Source organism: Flavobacterium crocinum, assembly GCF_003122385.1.
Classification (GTDB): domain Bacteria; phylum Bacteroidota; class Bacteroidia; order Flavobacteriales; family Flavobacteriaceae; genus Flavobacterium; species Flavobacterium crocinum.
Window position 1 is genome coordinate 4,740,068 of record NZ_CP029255.1, and the last position, 17,982, is coordinate 4,758,049.

The 17,982-nt window shown below is 35.4% G+C and carries 8 protein-coding genes; all 8 read right to left on the reverse strand.

The genetic code is table 11. The features are described 5' to 3' along the window. Positions 1-151: 151 nt before the first annotated feature. The 8 genes from HYN56_RS20355 to HYN56_RS20390 all read right to left on the reverse strand — a co-directional run bounded on the left by HYN56_RS20355 (position 152) and on the right by HYN56_RS20390 (position 17,981). The gene (locus HYN56_RS20355) at positions 152-1,864 is read right to left on the reverse strand and encodes a polysaccharide lyase (RefSeq protein ID WP_109193862.1); all 1,713 of its coding nucleotides are present in this window, start codon (positions 1,862-1,864) and stop codon (positions 152-154) included. A gap of 101 nt (positions 1,865-1,965) precedes the next feature. Then, positions 1,966-3,945, reverse strand: a complete 1,980-nt coding sequence (locus tag HYN56_RS20360) for a RagB/SusD family nutrient uptake outer membrane protein (RefSeq protein ID WP_109193863.1) — start codon at positions 3,943-3,945, stop codon at positions 1,966-1,968. Positions 3,946-3,963: 18 nt separating this feature from the next. Next, a complete protein-coding gene (locus HYN56_RS20365; RefSeq protein ID WP_109193864.1) occupies positions 3,964-7,362 on the reverse strand; it encodes a SusC/RagA family TonB-linked outer membrane protein in 3,399 nt (1,132 codons plus the stop codon). A 692-nt stretch (positions 7,363-8,054) separates the two neighbouring features. After that, positions 8,055-9,047 (reverse strand): pectinesterase family protein, encoded by a 993-nt coding sequence (locus HYN56_RS20370; RefSeq protein ID WP_109194889.1) that lies wholly within the window; start codon positions 9,045-9,047, stop codon positions 8,055-8,057. Between the two features lie 193 nt (positions 9,048-9,240). Continuing rightward, positions 9,241-11,259 carry an aceric acid hydrolase gene (locus tag HYN56_RS20375; RefSeq protein WP_205727636.1) on the reverse strand — a complete coding sequence of 673 codons (2,019 nt, stop codon included), beginning with the start codon at positions 11,257-11,259 and terminating at the stop codon, positions 9,241-9,243. A gap of 235 nt (positions 11,260-11,494) precedes the next feature. Continuing rightward, positions 11,495-13,954 carry a pectate lyase family protein gene (locus HYN56_RS20380; RefSeq protein ID WP_109193866.1) on the reverse strand — a complete coding sequence of 820 codons (2,460 nt, stop codon included), beginning with the start codon at positions 13,952-13,954 and terminating at the stop codon, positions 11,495-11,497. Between the two features lie 15 nt (positions 13,955-13,969). Continuing rightward, on the reverse strand, positions 13,970-16,300 hold the full coding sequence (locus HYN56_RS20385) for a DUF5703 domain-containing protein (RefSeq protein ID WP_109193867.1): 2,331 nt from the start codon (positions 16,298-16,300) through the stop codon (positions 13,970-13,972). A gap of 256 nt (positions 16,301-16,556) precedes the next feature. Further along, entirely contained in the window at positions 16,557-17,981 is a 1,425-nt protein-coding gene (locus HYN56_RS20390; RefSeq protein WP_109193868.1) for a sialate O-acetylesterase, read from the reverse strand. Position 17,982 lies beyond the last annotated feature (1 nt).

Consider the following 17,982-nt stretch of genomic DNA (forward strand, 5'->3'; position numbering starts at 1 on the left):
GTCTGTATTGCATTAATTGCTTTCGCCCTATCAGGGCTTTTTTTCTTTTATACATAGGACGTTGTCCTATGTTAGTGCTTTGAGCCTTTCAGGCTCTTTTCAAAAACATTCCTGTTTACTAAGAAACAAGAATGCTTTCAAAAACTGTTCCTTATTTTAAATCTAATAAAGGTCTAACTAATGTTTCTTTGTTATTAGCCAAATCTTTCCAGTCTACTTTTATCGCAGGATTTACACCGTTGATGTAATCTTCGATATTAGTATATCCGTCTCCGTTTAAATCTCCTTGTGCATCAGATGGATCATTTGGATTTAAACCATATTTTTTCTCCCATGCATCCGGCATTCCATCTTTGTCTGTATCTACATAAGGTTTTCCTTTGTATTCTGGATATCCACCAACTTGAGAAATATCGGTGATAATTCCTTTTTTATAAGAATCCATCTGTAAACGTCTGTGTTCGAATTGATAGAATTCTTTTTTCTCTAATCCTTTTGCATATTCTGGAACTCCTGTTTTTACAGTTCTTACAATTCTTTCATCTACTTTATCTCTTATTGGTAAAGTCGCTCCAACGTTTTTAAGTACGAATTCATAAGATTCTTCAGCAGTCATAAATTTGTTGAACCAAGGCATTGGAAAAGGTTTAACTGCTTTCATTTTAGCAAAATATTCTTTTGCTTCATCGTAAGTCATTAATTCTCCTTTTTTATTTTCTAACTGAATTCCGCCATCCCAGTTATCTTTAGTCACTTTTTCGTTTCCATTAACCACGTTTCCATTTACATAAGCTCTACCAAAAACCATGTATGGTAATTTACTTCTTCCCGATTCTGGTTTTAAGATTCTATAGCTGATTGGTTGTGTCAAATCGGTTACTGGACCTGGTTTATAGAAGTTGTTGATGATGTTGTAGTTTGCAGTGTAATCACCACCATCTGTTGATCTGTTGTACCAGTTGAAAACCACATTGTTTACGAAATTGAAAATTCCGTTCCATCCGATAGAAGGGTTTCTTCCTGCATTATTAGCCCACATATTTCTCATAAAAGAACAGTTTTCTCCACCTAAAGTACTTCCAAAAGCGTGATTATAAGTATCCAGAGCTTCTCCGAATAAACTGTTTTGGATTGTAATGTTTACTGTTCCCACTTTAATATCTGGATATCCAGGTCCTGGATTATACATATGTCTGTAAATTGACATGTTTTCGTCTAATCCCCAAGTTGCAGAAACGTGGTCTATCATGATATTTCCAACAGGATTTCCTCCAATAGCATCATCACGACGTCCTACGAAAGTTTCTCCACGACGGAAACGAACGTGTCTGATAATTACATCATGCGTATCAATCCAAGTTGACTCTCCTGCAATACAAACACCATCACCAGGAGCTGTCTGTCCGGCAATTGTAATGTAAGGCGCACGAATAATCAACGGACTTTTCAATCTGATAATTCCGGCAACATTAAATACGATAATTCTCGCTCCCCCTTGTTCACAAGCTTCACGCAAAGTTCCTGGTCCACGGTCTTCTAGACTTGTTACCGTATAAACTTTTCCACCACGTCCACCAAAAGTGTACATTCCTCCACCTTCAGCACCTGGGAAAGCAGGAATTTCTGCCTGTGGTAAATCGGTTGGTCTTGCTGCCCACGGAATATATGGCTTTCCATGTTTTGCTTCTTCTTCAATGACTACTAAAGCTTTTGTCCAGGCTTCATCAGAAAGTCTTTGAGCTTCTTCTTTAATTGCTTTTTCCTGAGCCTGAACTTCTGGACTAATCTTCGGATATTGGGCAAAACATTTTGCGCTTCCCAAAAAAAGCAGAGATGATGCGATAAATAATGCGGAATTTTTCATGTTAATTTGTAGTTGTGGTAATTCTTTTTAAACAAATCACCTGTATCTTTTGACGAATACAGGTGAAAAGCTTTAATATATTATTTTTTTAAAATTTAAATTTATTCTTGGTAGTTGAAGGTTCCAAGTCCACCAAAGTTATCATTCCAACCAATAGTTTGCAGCAACCAAGGATTTGACGTTAAAGCTGTAGTATTTAAACCATTAATGTAGTAGTTCGGATTAAACTTAATATTTACAGCTGCTCCATTAAAATTATCCATAGGCGTAACTAAATTTGTACGAATAAAGTTTGTATTGTAGAATGTTGCTAAAGTTGCTAATTGAGCATTGAAATTTGTTGCATCAGGATCAGCTACTATACTTGCACGTGCAGTTGCCAATGGATCTGTAGTTGCAGACGTTGTTGCAACTCTATATTGTAAGAAGTTACCAGTACGTTTTGTTCCGTTAATTGGAGTTAAACCTAATTTGCTTACAGTACCTCCAGTAACCCCAGGTAAAACTTCATTATCATATAACATCCATCTTTGTACATCCCAAAAACGTTTTCCTTCGTAAGCTAACTCTACCCTTCTTTCATATAAAACAGCTTCAATTGCTTTGTATTTATCAGTTAGTACACCAATTCCGTAATTATTATTCCCTTGAGGGATACCAACACGATTTCTAATTCTTCCTAAATAAGCTAAAGTATTATTTGTCTGACCTAAAGCGGCATAACATTCAGCGATATTCAACAATAACTCAGCATAACGATATTCAAAAATATCAGTTCCCGAATATTGGAAGTTAGTTTCTTTACTAGCAGCAGTATTTGACATTTTTCTAATGAAAGCCGGACTAGATATAGCGGTGTTTCCATCTGAAAAACCTGCTTTATTTGAGCCATCTACCCAGCGGTATGCCCAGAGAACACTATTAGGAGTTTCTTTGCTTCCCCATTTAACACCAGAAAAAGCAAATGTTCTATAGAATCTAGGATCTCTATTAAGGAAGAAAGTAAAATCGTTGTAACCATTTGCTGCAGTCGGTCTACTACCATCCGCCATTGGGAACAAATCAATCATTTCTTTAGGAGCAGCGACTCCTCCTCCTGTTCCACCTAAGCTTAATAAACGAATTCCTTTTTCCCAAGAATTATTAATAGCTTGCGATGTAACACCAACTCCACATAGTTGTACCGTGATAGCTTCTGAACAAAATGCATTATCAATTAAAAACATTTGTTCCCATTGTTTTGCAGTACTTCCATATAATCCATATCCGTCAGCAGTCAATTGAGCTTCTGCTTCCAATCCAGCCTTTAAAGCCGCTTCCCAACGCTCGTTTGAACCATCCCAGTTTTTATTAAATAAAGGACTTGCAAATGTTAGAAGTACTCTTGATTTTTGTGCTAAAGCTGCTCCTCTTGTAAAACGACCATAAGAACCAGAAGCCCAATTTCCAGGCAATAAACTTGCCGCCATGTCTAAATCTTTTACAATTTGTGCTACAACTTCAGAAGGTTTAGCTCTTGGAATTTGAATAGATGGATCATTAGCTGACGCAGCCTGAACAGTCGTAACAATAGGAACTCCTCCATAAACACGCATCAAATCAAAGTACTGCATAGCACGCATGTAATACATTTGCCCTTTTGCCTGATCACGAAATGTTTTATCTAAGTTTGAACCTTTTACATCAATATCTTCTAAGAAAGCATTACATTCTCTAATTCTATTATAGGGATGATTATTAATGCTTGTTCCTAATTTTGCTCCATAATAACCACTTGCATCCTGTGAGTTTATAATGGTTTTATTAGGATTTATAAAATCCTGTGTCCCACCTAATTCTTCTGTCAATCTTGAATTGGTATCTGTATAGGAACCAATAACTGTAGCTGTCGGCGATTTGTAAGCGTTATAAAAATCATAGTACTGATTGTCTACATAGGCTTGCGCACGCTCTTGTGTCTGGTAGAATGTATCATCGTAAAAACCATAACCTTTCTTGTCCTTTAGAAAATCATCACTACAAGAAGCAGCACCTGCAGCAAGTAATAGTGATAGTGTTATATATTTAAATGGTGTTTTCATAATTTCTTTTAATTTAGATTAGAATGATACGTTAAAATTAAGCGACCAAGTTCTAAGTGTAGGATAATTTACAGAAGAATTATCATACATATTTCTATAATGATCCGGATAAGGATTGTATAAATCCCAAAGATTATTACCTGTTATACCTAACGTGATAGCAGCGATTTTCGTGTCTGCAAAAACTTTCTTAGGAATATCATAATTAAGACTTAAGTTTCTAACAAAACAACGGAAAGTATTTAGCTGCCAAAAATCTGATGGGCTAGACATATAAGTCCATTGTGCAACGTTAGGATATTTACCATTTGGATTATCATCACTGTACATATCTCTCCAGAAACTCTCACGAGACCACATATTGTGCGCAGATGAAGTGCCTTGGTTTACTAAGTCAACAAAATTGGCTCCTCCCCAAGAAGTTGATATTTGAGTTCTCAAAGAAAATGCGTCATATTTGAAACCTAAGTTTGTTATGACATTATAAGTTCTACTGCTGTTTGCTAATTTCACATAATCATTTTCTTTGATAATTTGCCCATCAGCCCCTGACATTGAACCATCTGGATTAAGCTGACCTGCAACATCCTGATAAGCCAAAGATCCTTTTCTCATTCCGGCAGCAGAATTAATATCAAAATATCTTGGTACTCCACCAACTGCAGTAGCACGTTCTGTTAAATATGCCCAATAATTTGCAATATCTTCATCTGTACGCAAAATACCATCTCCTGTTGATGTTCCTTTCCAAACTGCAAATCCCCATACTGGATTAAATGTTGAATAACTCTCTCTTTTAGTTTGATTAGATGGAACCATATTTCCCTGATCAGGATACAATTTGATTTCATTATTGTTATAAGCAAAGTTTAATCCAACATTATAACTCATATTACTTTTTATCTTATCACTCCAATTAAGGCTAATTTCATGTCCCCATGCATCAATCCTACCGTAATTTTGTTCAGCATAAGCTCCTCCTACAGAAATTGGCACACCTACGGCACTACTCATATCTGTCAACATTTCTTTATTCTTATCATAATAGAAATCATAAGTTAAGCTTAATCTGTTTTTCAACAAAGTAATATCAACTCCTACGTTGTTTTTTATAGTAGTATCCCAAGTTACATCTCTATTTGGATTTACTCTAGGAGTTAAACCATTTCCGTTCCATCCACCACCACTAGTAGCTGTACCAGGACCGAATTGAAATCCTTTATCTACGATAAGATCATAATACTGTTCCCACCTCCATGGCATAATATTATCTTTACCCGTTTTCCCGATAGAGTAGCGAATTTTAAAGAAGTCAACCCATGGCACACTTTTTTCAAACCAATTTTCTTTAGACATTACCCAACCGACTTGAACAGATGGGAAAGTTCCCCAATAATTTTCCGGCGCAAATTTTGTCGAAGCATCACTACGAAGAATAAATTGGAACAAATATTTTTGTTTAAAACTATAATTCAAACGTCCAAAATAAGACAACGTACCTCCCTCTACTTTTGTAGCCTGACTATTAGAAGTACTCAATGTACCGGCTGTACGATAATCTCCTAAATAGTCTTTTCCAGTTTGTTCGTATGCCAAACGTGTAAATGTACTATATACTTCAGAAGCTTCACCTCCTACCATAGCCCCAATTTGGTGATCTCCAAAAGTTCTGTCGTAGTTAATCAAGAAATCTCCCTGGGTACTTTTACCATTTGTAGTATTATAATATACTCTAGAGTTTCTTACGTTAGTTTCTAGTATATAACTACCTGTCGGATTAGTGGTAGCATTATAAAAACTAGGATTAGCTGCGCTCGCTAAGTGTTTGTCTTGAAGTTGGTAATCTCTAATTCTAACTAAATCGTATGGCAGTTGAATTTGTTCATTGTAAGTTGAACTTTGATTTCTTGAATAACTTACTTTGAAAGATAATCCTTTTACTGCTGCTACCTTATAATTCAATGAAGCATTGACATTAAATGTATTATCATCAGTAGTCTGATGTGAACCATTATTTAAATTTGCAAAATAGTTCCAGCCTGCAATATTATTATTTGCATTTGCACTTCCAAAGTTTTTGTTTGAATTAGGAAATGGAGATACATAATAATTTTTCCCATCCAAAGTTGTCTCCCAAGGCACATGTTGTGGCATGTGTAACAAGAATCCATAATCAGCTTGTTCTCCACCTGCTGCAGAACCATAACTACCGTCACTAATATTTGATGATGCTTTAGTAAAAGATTTATCGATAAATCCAACATTTCCAGAAACAGAAGCAGAAAAATCTAAATTCTTAGCAATTTTTGCATTAATACCAGTACGGAAATTCCACTTCTCATATTTTTGATATCCTAAATTAGCATCTTGTGTCAGATAAGTTGCACCAGCAAAATAGGTAATATCTTCGCTACCACCACTCACGTTGAAAGAGTGTTTTTGTTGAATAGCCGGTTTCCAGGCTTCATCTAACCAGTTATAATTTAAACCTTTCATTTGCTCCAATTCTGAATCTGAATATATGGTAGCCGGATCAATTACAGCTGGAGCTGCTACTCTTGATTTAAAATATCTATTACTAAAAACACCAAACTCATAAGCATTCAATACTTTACTATGACTAACAGCATCATTTATAGCAAATTGACTGTTATATGAAAATTTTGCTTTACCTGCTTTACCACGTTTGGTTTTTACCACAATTGCTCCTTGTGAAGCACGAGAACCATAAATCGCAGCCGAACCATCTTTTAAAACCGTAATACTTTCAATTTCTGAAGGATCTAATCTATTAAACTGTTCTAATGTAGGTTTACCGTTACTTGGATCTACCTGAATCATATCGTCAATAATAATCAATGGAATATCAAACCCCCCATCTTTAGACAAACTAAAAGTTTGACGAATCTGAATACTTCCCGCTTCTCCGGGACGACCAGAACCACTAGTAACATTAAGATTTGGAACTAATCCTTTTAATGCATCAGATAAATTAGTTACTGGCAAATCCATTACATCATCTGGTTTGATAGTAGCAATAGCTCCAGTAAGTTCCTTCTTCTTCTGACTACCATAACCAACTACTACAATATTTTCTAATTGATTGAAATCGTCTTCCATTTTCACATTAACAATAGAACGATTATTAAGAGGTACTTCTATCTTTTTCATTCCAATGAAAGAAAAAACTAATGTTCCTCCACTTTTAACTTTAATCTGGTATTTTCCATTGTAATCTGTAGTGACTGAATTTTTAGTAGATTTTTCAGTTACGTTAACTCCCGGTAACAGGCCACCTAAATTATCGGTAACTGTTCCTGTAACTGTAACTTGATTACTTGAGTTTTGAGCAAAACTCAGCACACTCATCAGTGTAAACAAAAGAAAACTACATCTTTTTATAAGTGCTTGTTTCATAAATGTTTTTTTTGGTTAGGTTATTAATTGTTAGTTAGTCATGTTAAATATGCCTCATTAAATAATAAAATTTAACTTAAAGAAGTCTTAAAGAATTTTATTAAATGTCTAAAACACATTTATTTTTTTGTATCCCAAAAATATAACGATACTATATTAGAACCGTCCTGCTCTATCCTGTTTTAATCATGTATTCTCAAAAAAAAACACTTAAAAAAAACAATATTAATAAAAATTGGATGGAAAAAATAAATTGAATAAAATATTTGAGACAAATGTTTGCTTAAAACAAAATTTAATATCCTGTTTTGACTTAAAAACAATAAGATTTTTATCAAAAATAAACATCTACTATTTATTCTGCAAAATTAAATACATCACAACTGATTCCTAAGTTCTTACAAAAATGCCCTTTTTTACGAAAACGATAGAGTTAATTAGTAAAAAGAAATACATTTTACACTAAAAAGCCTACAAAACAAATACAGGATAGCGAAAAGTAAAGCAAAAAAAATAATTCTAAAAAAAGAAAAATTTAAAAGTAAATTCTGATTAATGAAAATTAAATGTCCTTAAAGAGACTTTTAAAAAAATTGAAACAATAAAAAAACCTGCCAAAAGACAGGTTTGTACACTATTAACAATGTTTTCTTTGAAATATTATTTGTTCTATATTTAGTTAAAAATAGAAATCACTCTTTTTCAGTAGGATTCCATCTGTTCAAAACTAAATCTCTGCTATATTTTTTGATATCGTCTTTCGTTAATTGATGCGACCATGATACTCGTTGTGAAATATTTTTTGCACTTGCACCTTTACTTCCGTATTCTGCGTAATAAGCCGTTTTATCTTTGTCTGGAAATCGAGTATCAATCCACGCATTCCAACCTTCGGGAATAATATGTGAACCTAAATCTGTATTGATAAAAACAGTTTGCGCATAAGGTCTCCAAGGTCTTCCCAGAAATACTTTATCTACCAATTTGTCTTTTGCCGTAAGTTTACAATCCATAAAAACAAAACCATAAGCCTGTCCTTGCGGAGTCGAAGCTGCTGTAATATAAGAATTGATTAAACTTTCAATTGTACATTTATAGAAATAAGCCGTTGCTGCACCAAAAATAAAATCAGTTGTTCCGTTGATGAAACAGTTTTCAAAATAAATGCGCGTATTTCCTTCTGATAAATAAAGGGTATCCTGATTGGCTAAAAGATTGCAATTCTTCACTATAACTCGATCGCCTTTAATATGAAGTGCAACTGCCTGTCCTACTCTACCCGCTGTATTTTCAACAGTTAGATTTTCTAGTGTGCAATCATTTCCCTTAACCATGAAAGAATACGAAGTTCCTGTTCCAAATTCTTTTTTCCCTGGAGGATCAGGTTCGCGAAGGGGTTTTCCAGAATAATCATCAAATGAAATAATAGTTTTATTTCTATCTGTTCCTTTTAAAGTAATAAAAGGTTTAGAAACCGGAATTTCTAACTTCTCAATATATTTCCCAGGCTTTATAGTAATTACAACTCGTTTTTCTGAATTGTCTTTGACATTATTTATCGCTTCCTGAATGGTTTTAAAATCTCCTGAACCGTCTTGAGCAACGGTTAATGATAATTTGTTATCTAGCGTTTGGGCTGATAGAGAAAGTGTTGTTATTAAAAATAGCGTTAGAATGTATTTCATTTTTTTATTAATCTTCTTTTTGTCAATTTCGACGAAGGAGAAATCTCCGCAAGTGACTCCGCAACAATTGTCCAATCTTTGTCGAGCTTCTTGCGGAGATTTCTCCTTCGTCGAAATGACAAACTGTGTGGTTATTAAAATCCGTTTTACTCCGCGTTTTGCCAAGGGCAATCCGTTTCATCCGCGTACCAAATTAATGCGACATCCAAACCGTCATTTCTCCTTTTCCCTTATTTCCCCATGCAAAATACGGAATCAGCTTTACTTGTACCGTATTTTCATTTTTAGCAGAAAGCGGTTTGTATAACGTTTTTTCCCATGAATTATTAGAATTTATTACGGCTTCAGCATCAATACTAACTAAATTTCTATTGTTTAATGTAAAAGGATTCGTTTTAAATTGTGAATTCACTTTTAAAGCCACATCATTCACACTAATTTTAGCTGGCAATTGATTCGATTCTAAACAATACACCAAAGGACCTCTTTTTACAGCGACTTGATTTTTAACTTCTTCTACTAACGGATTGGCTTCCATCAATTCAACTGGCATTGGAAGATTCAATTCAATAACATCTCCTTTTTTCCATTTTTGATTCACTTCGAAATAAGTGCCTGAAAAGATTTTACCAATAATCTGTGAGTTGTTTACAAAAACTTTTGCACCTGAACCCCACCCTGGAATTCTTAAAAGAATTGCATAATCTTCTTTTGGCGCTTTGATAATTTTCAAAGTAATTTTTCCATCCCAAGGATAATTAGTCTGCTGTTCAATTTGCAATGCTTCTCCGTTAATTGTTTTAGTATTCAAAGAATTGCTTCCGTATAAATTGACAAACAAACCTTCTTTGGAAAGACTGTAAGCATAATTTCCAACTTCGGCAATTGTTCGAGTTACGTTTGGTGCACAACAGTTTGACAAAGCAATGTAACCTTCGCGTTCGTTGCCCCATCTTTGGTGAAACGGCAAATCATTTGAAACATTTAGGGGATTATTGTATAAGAATTTTTCTCCTTCCAAATCCATTCCCGAAAGTACGCTGTTATAAAGTGCCAGCTCTACAATATCAGCATATTTGGCATCTCCAGTAATTTGGAGCATTCTCCAGTTCCATAAAACATTTCCGATATTGGCGCAGGTTTCGGTATGAGCGGTTGCGTTTGGCAATTGAAATGGTCTTCCGTAAGCCTGATGAATTTTCTGAACTACAGTTGGATCATAAGAAGTTCCGTCTGGCGAAACCCCATCGTACAAAGCACCACAACCTCCTGTAATATACATTTTACGATACGTCACATCGTCCCAAATGGATTCTAAATTGTCTAACAATTTCTTTTCGCCTGTTTCAGCATACAAATCAGCAATTCCTGCATACAAATAATTCGCTCTTACAGCGTGTCCCATTGCGGTGGTCTGCTGTCTAAACGGAATTCTGTCCTGATTATCATCGGTTCCGTCATTTGTAGTTCCGCGAATGTCGATAAGATTATTGGCTAATTCTAAATATTTAGGATCTTTTACTGTTCTGTACATCTCAACAATTCCCATATAATGTGATGGACAAATTGCATTTCTGGCCAATTCTGGTGATGCTTTTTTGTAGAAATCATACAAGAAATCGGCAACTCCTTTGGCAATATTCAGGAAATTTGTTTTTCCTGTAGCACGATAATGAATACAAGCAGCAGTCATTAAATGTCCCATATTGTATTTTTCAAAGCCTAACTGCTTTTTCACTTCTTCCGGGCCTAAAGTTCCCCAGCGTTCGTCAATTAAAACCGGAGTATGGATATAGCCGTCTTTACGCTGTACTTTCGCGAAAAGCGCAATGGCTTTATCCATTTCGGCATCGAGTTTTTTATCTTTTGTAACGGCATACGTTGCCGCCATTCCTTCAAAAATCTTGTAGAAATCACCATCATGAAATGAAGGTCCTTTAAAAGCTCCTTTGCTTAATCCTGCTGCAATTTCGAAGTTTTTGTATGCATGCGAAATCTCGTCATTATGATACAAATCCCACATATAAGGCAAGGTATTTTTGGTTTCTACATCAAATTGTTCTTTCCAAAAACCGTTTGTCCATTTTACATCTTGTAAACCAACACTCTGTAATTTCGAATACGGACTTTCTGAATTGGCAACCAAGCCTTTGTTCTGTGCAAAGATTACGGTTGAAAGAAATAAAGAGGATATGATGATGTTCTTTTTCATTTTGATATAAATTTAATCTGCTGGATCTGCTAAATCTGCGAGAGTTTAAATTTTTCTCGCAGATTTAGCAGATTGCGCTGATTTATTTTTTTCTTTTAATCTATTATAATCTCCTAATCTGATTTTTTTTTCACGCAGATTTTGCAGATTTTAGCAGATATTTGTTGATTTTTATTCTTTAAGAAAATCTGCGCAGATCTGCCTAAATCAGTCAAAATCTGCGTGAAACCTTTTTTTATTTTACAAAGAAATTAATGGTTCTGCTCATTGAATCTCCGTCTGCATCTTTTACTGTTAGGAGAAAAGAAGCAAATCCTTTTTCCACAGTTGTAAACTGAATTTCTTTTCCTTTTAAAACCACTTTTCCATTTTTAAGATCAGAGAACGTGTAAACAGGTTTGTTTTCATAACCTTTGAAATAATCAGCAGCAGTTAAAGTCTTTTTTTCTCCCGAATTTACAAAATAATGAGGTTGCGCCAACCAGTCTAAATAATTATCCAACTGCGTGAATCCGTCTTTGTCTGTATCTTGATTAGCATCTGAAAAATCTCCTGATGCCGAATTTTCATTTAAACCAAAAGCTTTTTCCCACCAGTTTGGCAAACCGTCATGATCGGTGTCCCAATCAGCTGGGCGGGTTTCTGAAACAAAGTTAGGCCATCCTCCTGCATCTTGTTCGTTATCAATCATTCCGCCTAAACCGCTTTTGCTACCTTTATAAGTGAAGGTTCCTTTTAAAGTTTCGTCGATGATTCGGTTATCGTGTTTGTCAAAAAACGGCTGATTTGCCCCAACATCCGAAAGCACATTTTTATACGCTCCTTTCGCTGATTGTGTATTTACATATGAAGGAAAAAATGGTTTATCAACGAAAGTTTCATATACTACTTTTTCATTATTGCTTATAGTAGATTTTCTTCCTTTATCCTGAGATTTTTCGTCAAAATAACCCGGCATTATATTTCCGTCAAAATAGTAGCGTTGCATTCCTTTTCCAACACCTTCGTGCTGTGCATTTAAAGCTACAAATATTTTAGTTGAAGCACCTGGCTTATAATAATTGTTTACAAAATTTACTTCATTCGCACCACCGTCAGTTGTTCTGGTTCCCCAGTTGTAAACCACATTGTTTGTAATATCCAGTCTTCCCGTATAGTAACCGTCTCCGTTTAAACCTCCACCAATACTCCAGTTACGACCTTGATTATGTGCCAATAAATTATGGTGAAAACTTCCAATATCACCGCCAATCGTTGCGGCGAAACCGTGCATTTTTCCGGCAGGATATTTATCATGTCCCGCAACATTTAAAGCTTCTGAAATTAAAGTTCGTTGTAACGTAATATGATGCGCACCACGTGAACTAAAAGATTCATCGATTGTCCAGCTTATCGAACAGTGATCAATAATACTGTAATCTGCACCCGTTAATCCCATTCCGTCAAAAGTAGTTCCGCCTCCAATTCTTACTTTCAAGAAACGAATTACTCCATCATTTCCTGTCAATCCAATTGGAGCTCTGCTAATCGTAATTCCTTCTCCCGGAGCCGTTTGTCCAGCGATAGTAATATAAGGCTGATTTGCAACCAATCTCGAAGCCAATTTGATATTTCCTGAAACATTAAAAACAATCGTTCTTGGACCAATCTCCTGATTAATAGCATCGCGTAAACTTCCCGGACCATCGTCATTTAAATTGGTTACTTCAATCACTTTTCCTCCACGACCTCCTACTGCATAACGTCCGTAGCCTTCTGCACCTGGAAACGCCAATTGTGCAGGTTTAAATGACCAAACATTTCCTAATGTAACTTCGCCATTATTATCCACTTCATCTACTCTCCAGTAATATGTTGTTCCGCTATATAAATCAGAAACTGAATACGATTTCTCAGTTAGTTTTCCTTTAAATTCTTTTGAAGATTCAGTTGCGTTTTCTACTGCATTTTTGTCTTCACCGAAATATATTTTATGCGATGCTACGTTTTTTACAGCATCCCATTTTAGAGTTAAAGTTTTACCCACTTCAACATGTTCGTCTCTGTTTTTAGGTTCAGGAGTTCTGGCCTGATTCATTAAATTTGGCGTATCAATTTCAAAACCGTTGATTACAATCTGTTTTATAATATCTGGGTTTGAAGTTGGATCAATTTCAAAACGAACGATTACATCTTTTCCTTTTTCAGCATTAAAAGTAATATACGCCATCGAAGCATCAATTTTAGCATTGGCTCTCTGACTTGCATTCACGGTTTCCTGAAGTTTTCCGTTTACGTAGATTTTAATTGGAGAAAAAGTTTTTCCTGTAATGACATCAAAAGCGTTATGAAAAGTCAAAAGTGTATGTTTTCCTGCTTTCAATCCGCTGATTTTCAATTCCAAATTTTCGGACGTAACCAAACCATCACTTCCTAATCTATTGTAAAATGGAGCGCTCATTCCAACTTTGTACCACTTTGAAGTAAAGTTTCCTTTTAACTTAAATGACACATTATTAAATGATTTTTCGGCTTCTTTTCCTTCGTTAATTACCCACGAATCATAACTTGGATCATGGACTTCTTCCAGTCTTCTTTGAAAAAAGTCAAAATCGACTTTTACAATTTGTTTATCAGTATTTTGAACTGATTGTGCTTGTCCGTTTGTGGTCAAAAGCATGGACAAAACAGCACCACTTATTAATTTCTTAATCATTTTTGTTAGTAATAGTTAGTTTAATTTTGTTTTCTCTACTTCAGATTTTCCTAGCAGATTTATAATGTCTTTTTTTCTTTCTTCTGGAATTACTTTTAAAACCTTCAATTCTCCATTTAAGAGTTCAGCTTCAATTGTAGTATTTTGTTTGGCGTGTAATTTAAAGTGCACATTCCATTCTTTTGGCCACGCTGGAAAAAGATAAATCTTGCCGTCCGTTTCCTGCAAAAGCATTTCCTGCATGCCAATCATTCCCGATCCGCCCCAATTATGATCTGGAACCCAATCAAAGCCAGGGCCCCAAAAAGCTGGAAAACGTCTATCCGAATTTACCATTTTTAGTGTATTGTATTTCATCGCTTCCTCGGTTAAACCTAAACGAGCGGAGAAAATATTGTCTTGTTTCCAGCCAATATGACTTCTGAATTTTAAAGCATCTGGATCGTATTTCCATGTATTCAAAGCTGTTTCTAAATCTGGTTTTCCAACACCATAAATTCCCCACGGATAAACAGGATATAATTGTGGAACTTCAGAATTATTAACTCGTTCCCACGTTTTGGCAGGAACTAAAACTTTATGATTTTCAATTTGCCCGAAATTTAAAGGCGGGATTCTCGTTTGGAAAGCTTTTAAATATTCCAAATCTTCTTTAGACAATCGATTCGACGAAAGGTTTAAAAGATTTTCTGTAATTACCTGTAAAGCAGAAATTGTACTGTTAGCATTATTCGCCATTTTATAAGTTTCTGCTCCTGAACCCGGAAAGAGAATTAATTTTCCATTTCCGTCCAAAGCTTTTCTTCCTCTTTGTTTGGCTAAATATTGATAATGTTCATCAAAAAATCGAAGACAGCTGATGATGAATGGATTGTATTTCTGAATATCTTCTCCTCCATATTCTTTTTGCTGAAGCATCATTTGGCAGAATTCTAAAACCGTATCCCATTCGTATTCCAGCCATGCATTGTATTCCATTCCCGGATCATAATCTGCGGGACGCTTCCATTCGTATTCGGCCGGATTTGGTAAGCCGAAATTTTCTAATTGTTCTGTAAATGAAGCACCGTTATGATTCCAATACACTTTAGAGCGTAATTCGGCATTTTTTTGAAGAGTTACATAATAATCCAATTGCGATTTCATCATATCAAAATCCCCGCTTTTTATCATCGGAAAATAAACCAATCGCTGGTTTTGAGCCGTCATGGTTCCTCCACCCCAATTTCTGAAATCGGGTGTGAAATTTAGGTCTTTATTGGTGTAAACAGGATCAACCGTAAAAAGTCCACCGTTGAATTTTGTTGGATATTTTCCATACGCATTGCATCCCAACATATATCGGAACAATTGATAATTCTGCCCAATTTGATATACCGTATCTTTGGCAGTTGACTGATTTTTTTGAGTAAAAATAAAACTGCGATTCCAGAAAGTATTCCACCATTTTTGAGTGTTTTTTTCTGCTTGTTTTGCTGTGTTTTTGTTTGCCGAAATCAAACTTTTCAATCCATTATCCCAAGTATAAAAATCAGATTGATTGGTATTTAAATAAATTTCTAACGAATGTTTTTTGGATGGTTTTATGCTTGTTAATTTAAAACCTTTAAAATCGGTATCCTGATATTTCCCAAGATATGTTCCGTCTGGTTTTAAGTTATCGGCTTTCATAAATCCACCGAAAGTCAGATTCGCAATCGGATTCAGCATTTGGTCTTTGACCGATTCCATTTTTTGCTGTTTTACCGCAACATCAAAAACCGTGTTTTCTCGATTTCTGTGGTAAAATTTGATGCCGTTATTTTCAAACGAAATAGAATCTTTATAGGTAATAAGTTCTCCCTGAGGCGCCCATTTATAAGAATTGGCATTATTTTCCTTCCCTTTCGGATAACGGTTTTGATAACGCCAGCTTTCGTACGAAGCCGTCATTTGCAACGCATTTTTACTTTCTAAATCAACATGAATGATCGGTTTAAAAACATCTACCCAAAGTTTGATTTTAGTATCATTCTGCCCAACCAAAACATAACCATCTTTAAGTTTTAATTCCTGATGAAAACTGTTTTTCCCTTCAAACGGATTCGGCGTTAACGTTACTTTTACTCTTCCTAATTTCAGTAAAGTATTATGTTCATCAAAAGTCCCACTTCGTGAAAAATAAAAATACAAATCGCCTTTCTCTACCCAAACGTTCATACCAATATCACCGCCTCCCAAAGGCATAGATTCTGATGAATTATTGCTCTGCGTTGTCCAAACCTGATTGTAATTATCAAGCGCAGGGATTTGCGCTTTAAGGCAAAGCGTAGTGAAGAGAAGTAGTAATAGTATATTATTTTTCATCGTTTTTCTTTCCTGCAAGGTTTTTAAAACCTTGTAGGTATATTTTTTTATTTTCTCTCGCAGATTTAGCTGATTGAGCAGATTTATTATTATCTCATAAATCTGCCAAATCTGCGAGAGTTATAAATTAAGCGTGTCTAAATCTTTGTCGAGTTACTTGCGGAGATCCCTTGTTCCTCGGGATGACAAACTAGACGTTAAACTCATAATTCAAACACCTACAAGGTTTTGAAAACCTTGCAGGAGCATCCGTATATTACCACTCGTCTGTTCTAAACGAAGAAACCGGTAAACCGCCTGCGCTAAACAATTCCGCTTTAGCGAAATCTTTCCATAAATAACGAACTGCCACTGGATTTTTTACTTTATCAGAACTCAAAACCACTGATTTTCTTCTTACAACAGTTTTTGCCGGATAAAAAACTTTGTCTGTTCCCGCTATTTCAAAGCCTAAAACTTCTTTATCATAAGATGTAATTCCGTTATTAACATCATCAAAAGAAACCGTAACCGATCCATCTTTTATTTCCATTGATTTGTATTTCGGGCTTTCGAATTCGAAACCTTCAATTCCGTACGTTCTTGCCAAAGCTTGAAAAGCCAAACGGTTTCCTCCTTTTTCCTTATCCATTGGGTGAATGTTATTTTCTTCTCCAACATCCATTAAAACTGCCATTGCTGAATTTGGAATTTCCTTTGAAGCTCTAAACTGTGCTTCTCTCAAATAAGCTGAATTGTACTTTTCTAGATAATCTTTTGGATGAAATGAAGCGTAATTAAACGGCGCAATCTGAGCGAAATAAAAAGGAAAATCTCCCTGATTCCACAACGTTCTCCAACTGCTGACCATTTTCTTCATTAAAGCGGTATATTCAGAAGCTCTTTCATAATTCGACTCGCCTTGATACCAAATACAGCCTTTGATTCCATAACCAACTACAGGAGAAAGCATTCCATTAAACAAAGTCGTTGGAACACGATTTGGGTCTTTTGCTAATTCTTCTTTTGTGTTCGGAATTTTAGCGCTAGCAAAATCTTTCAGCATTTCTTTGTTCATCCAAGCTTCCATGCTTGAACCGCCATACGAAACGTGAATTAATCCCACAGGAACATTTAAAACTTCCTGTAAAAGCGATCCAAAATACCAAGCTGTTGCACTAAAATTGGAGGTTGATTTTGGAGAAGCTTCTTCCCATTTTCCTTCGAAATCCTGTAAAGGTTCCAAAACCGTTGCTCTTGGAATCGTAATTAAACGAATGTTTTTATTGGTTGATCTTACGATGATTTCGTTTCCGTTTTTAACAGGCTGTCCCTGAAAACCTTTTAATGGCATTTCCATATTTGACTGTCCTGAACAAAGCCAAACTTCGCCCAACAAAACATTTTTGATGGTTACTTTTTCGTTTCCTTCGGATACTTCAATCGTGTATGGGCCACCAAAAGAAACCGTTTTTAATTCTGTTTTCCACTTACCTGAAGCGTCTGCTTTTACTTTGTAAATCTTAGAATCCCAAGAAGTTTTGATTACGATGTTGGCATTCTTTTCTGCCCAGCCCCAAATTGGTGCGCTGGATTTTTGCTGCAGCATCATATTGTCAGTAAACAATGCTGGCAGTTTGATTTTTGCATTGATTTGAAAGGTTGCTAAAATCGTTAATAATGCAATAATTGTTTTTTTCATT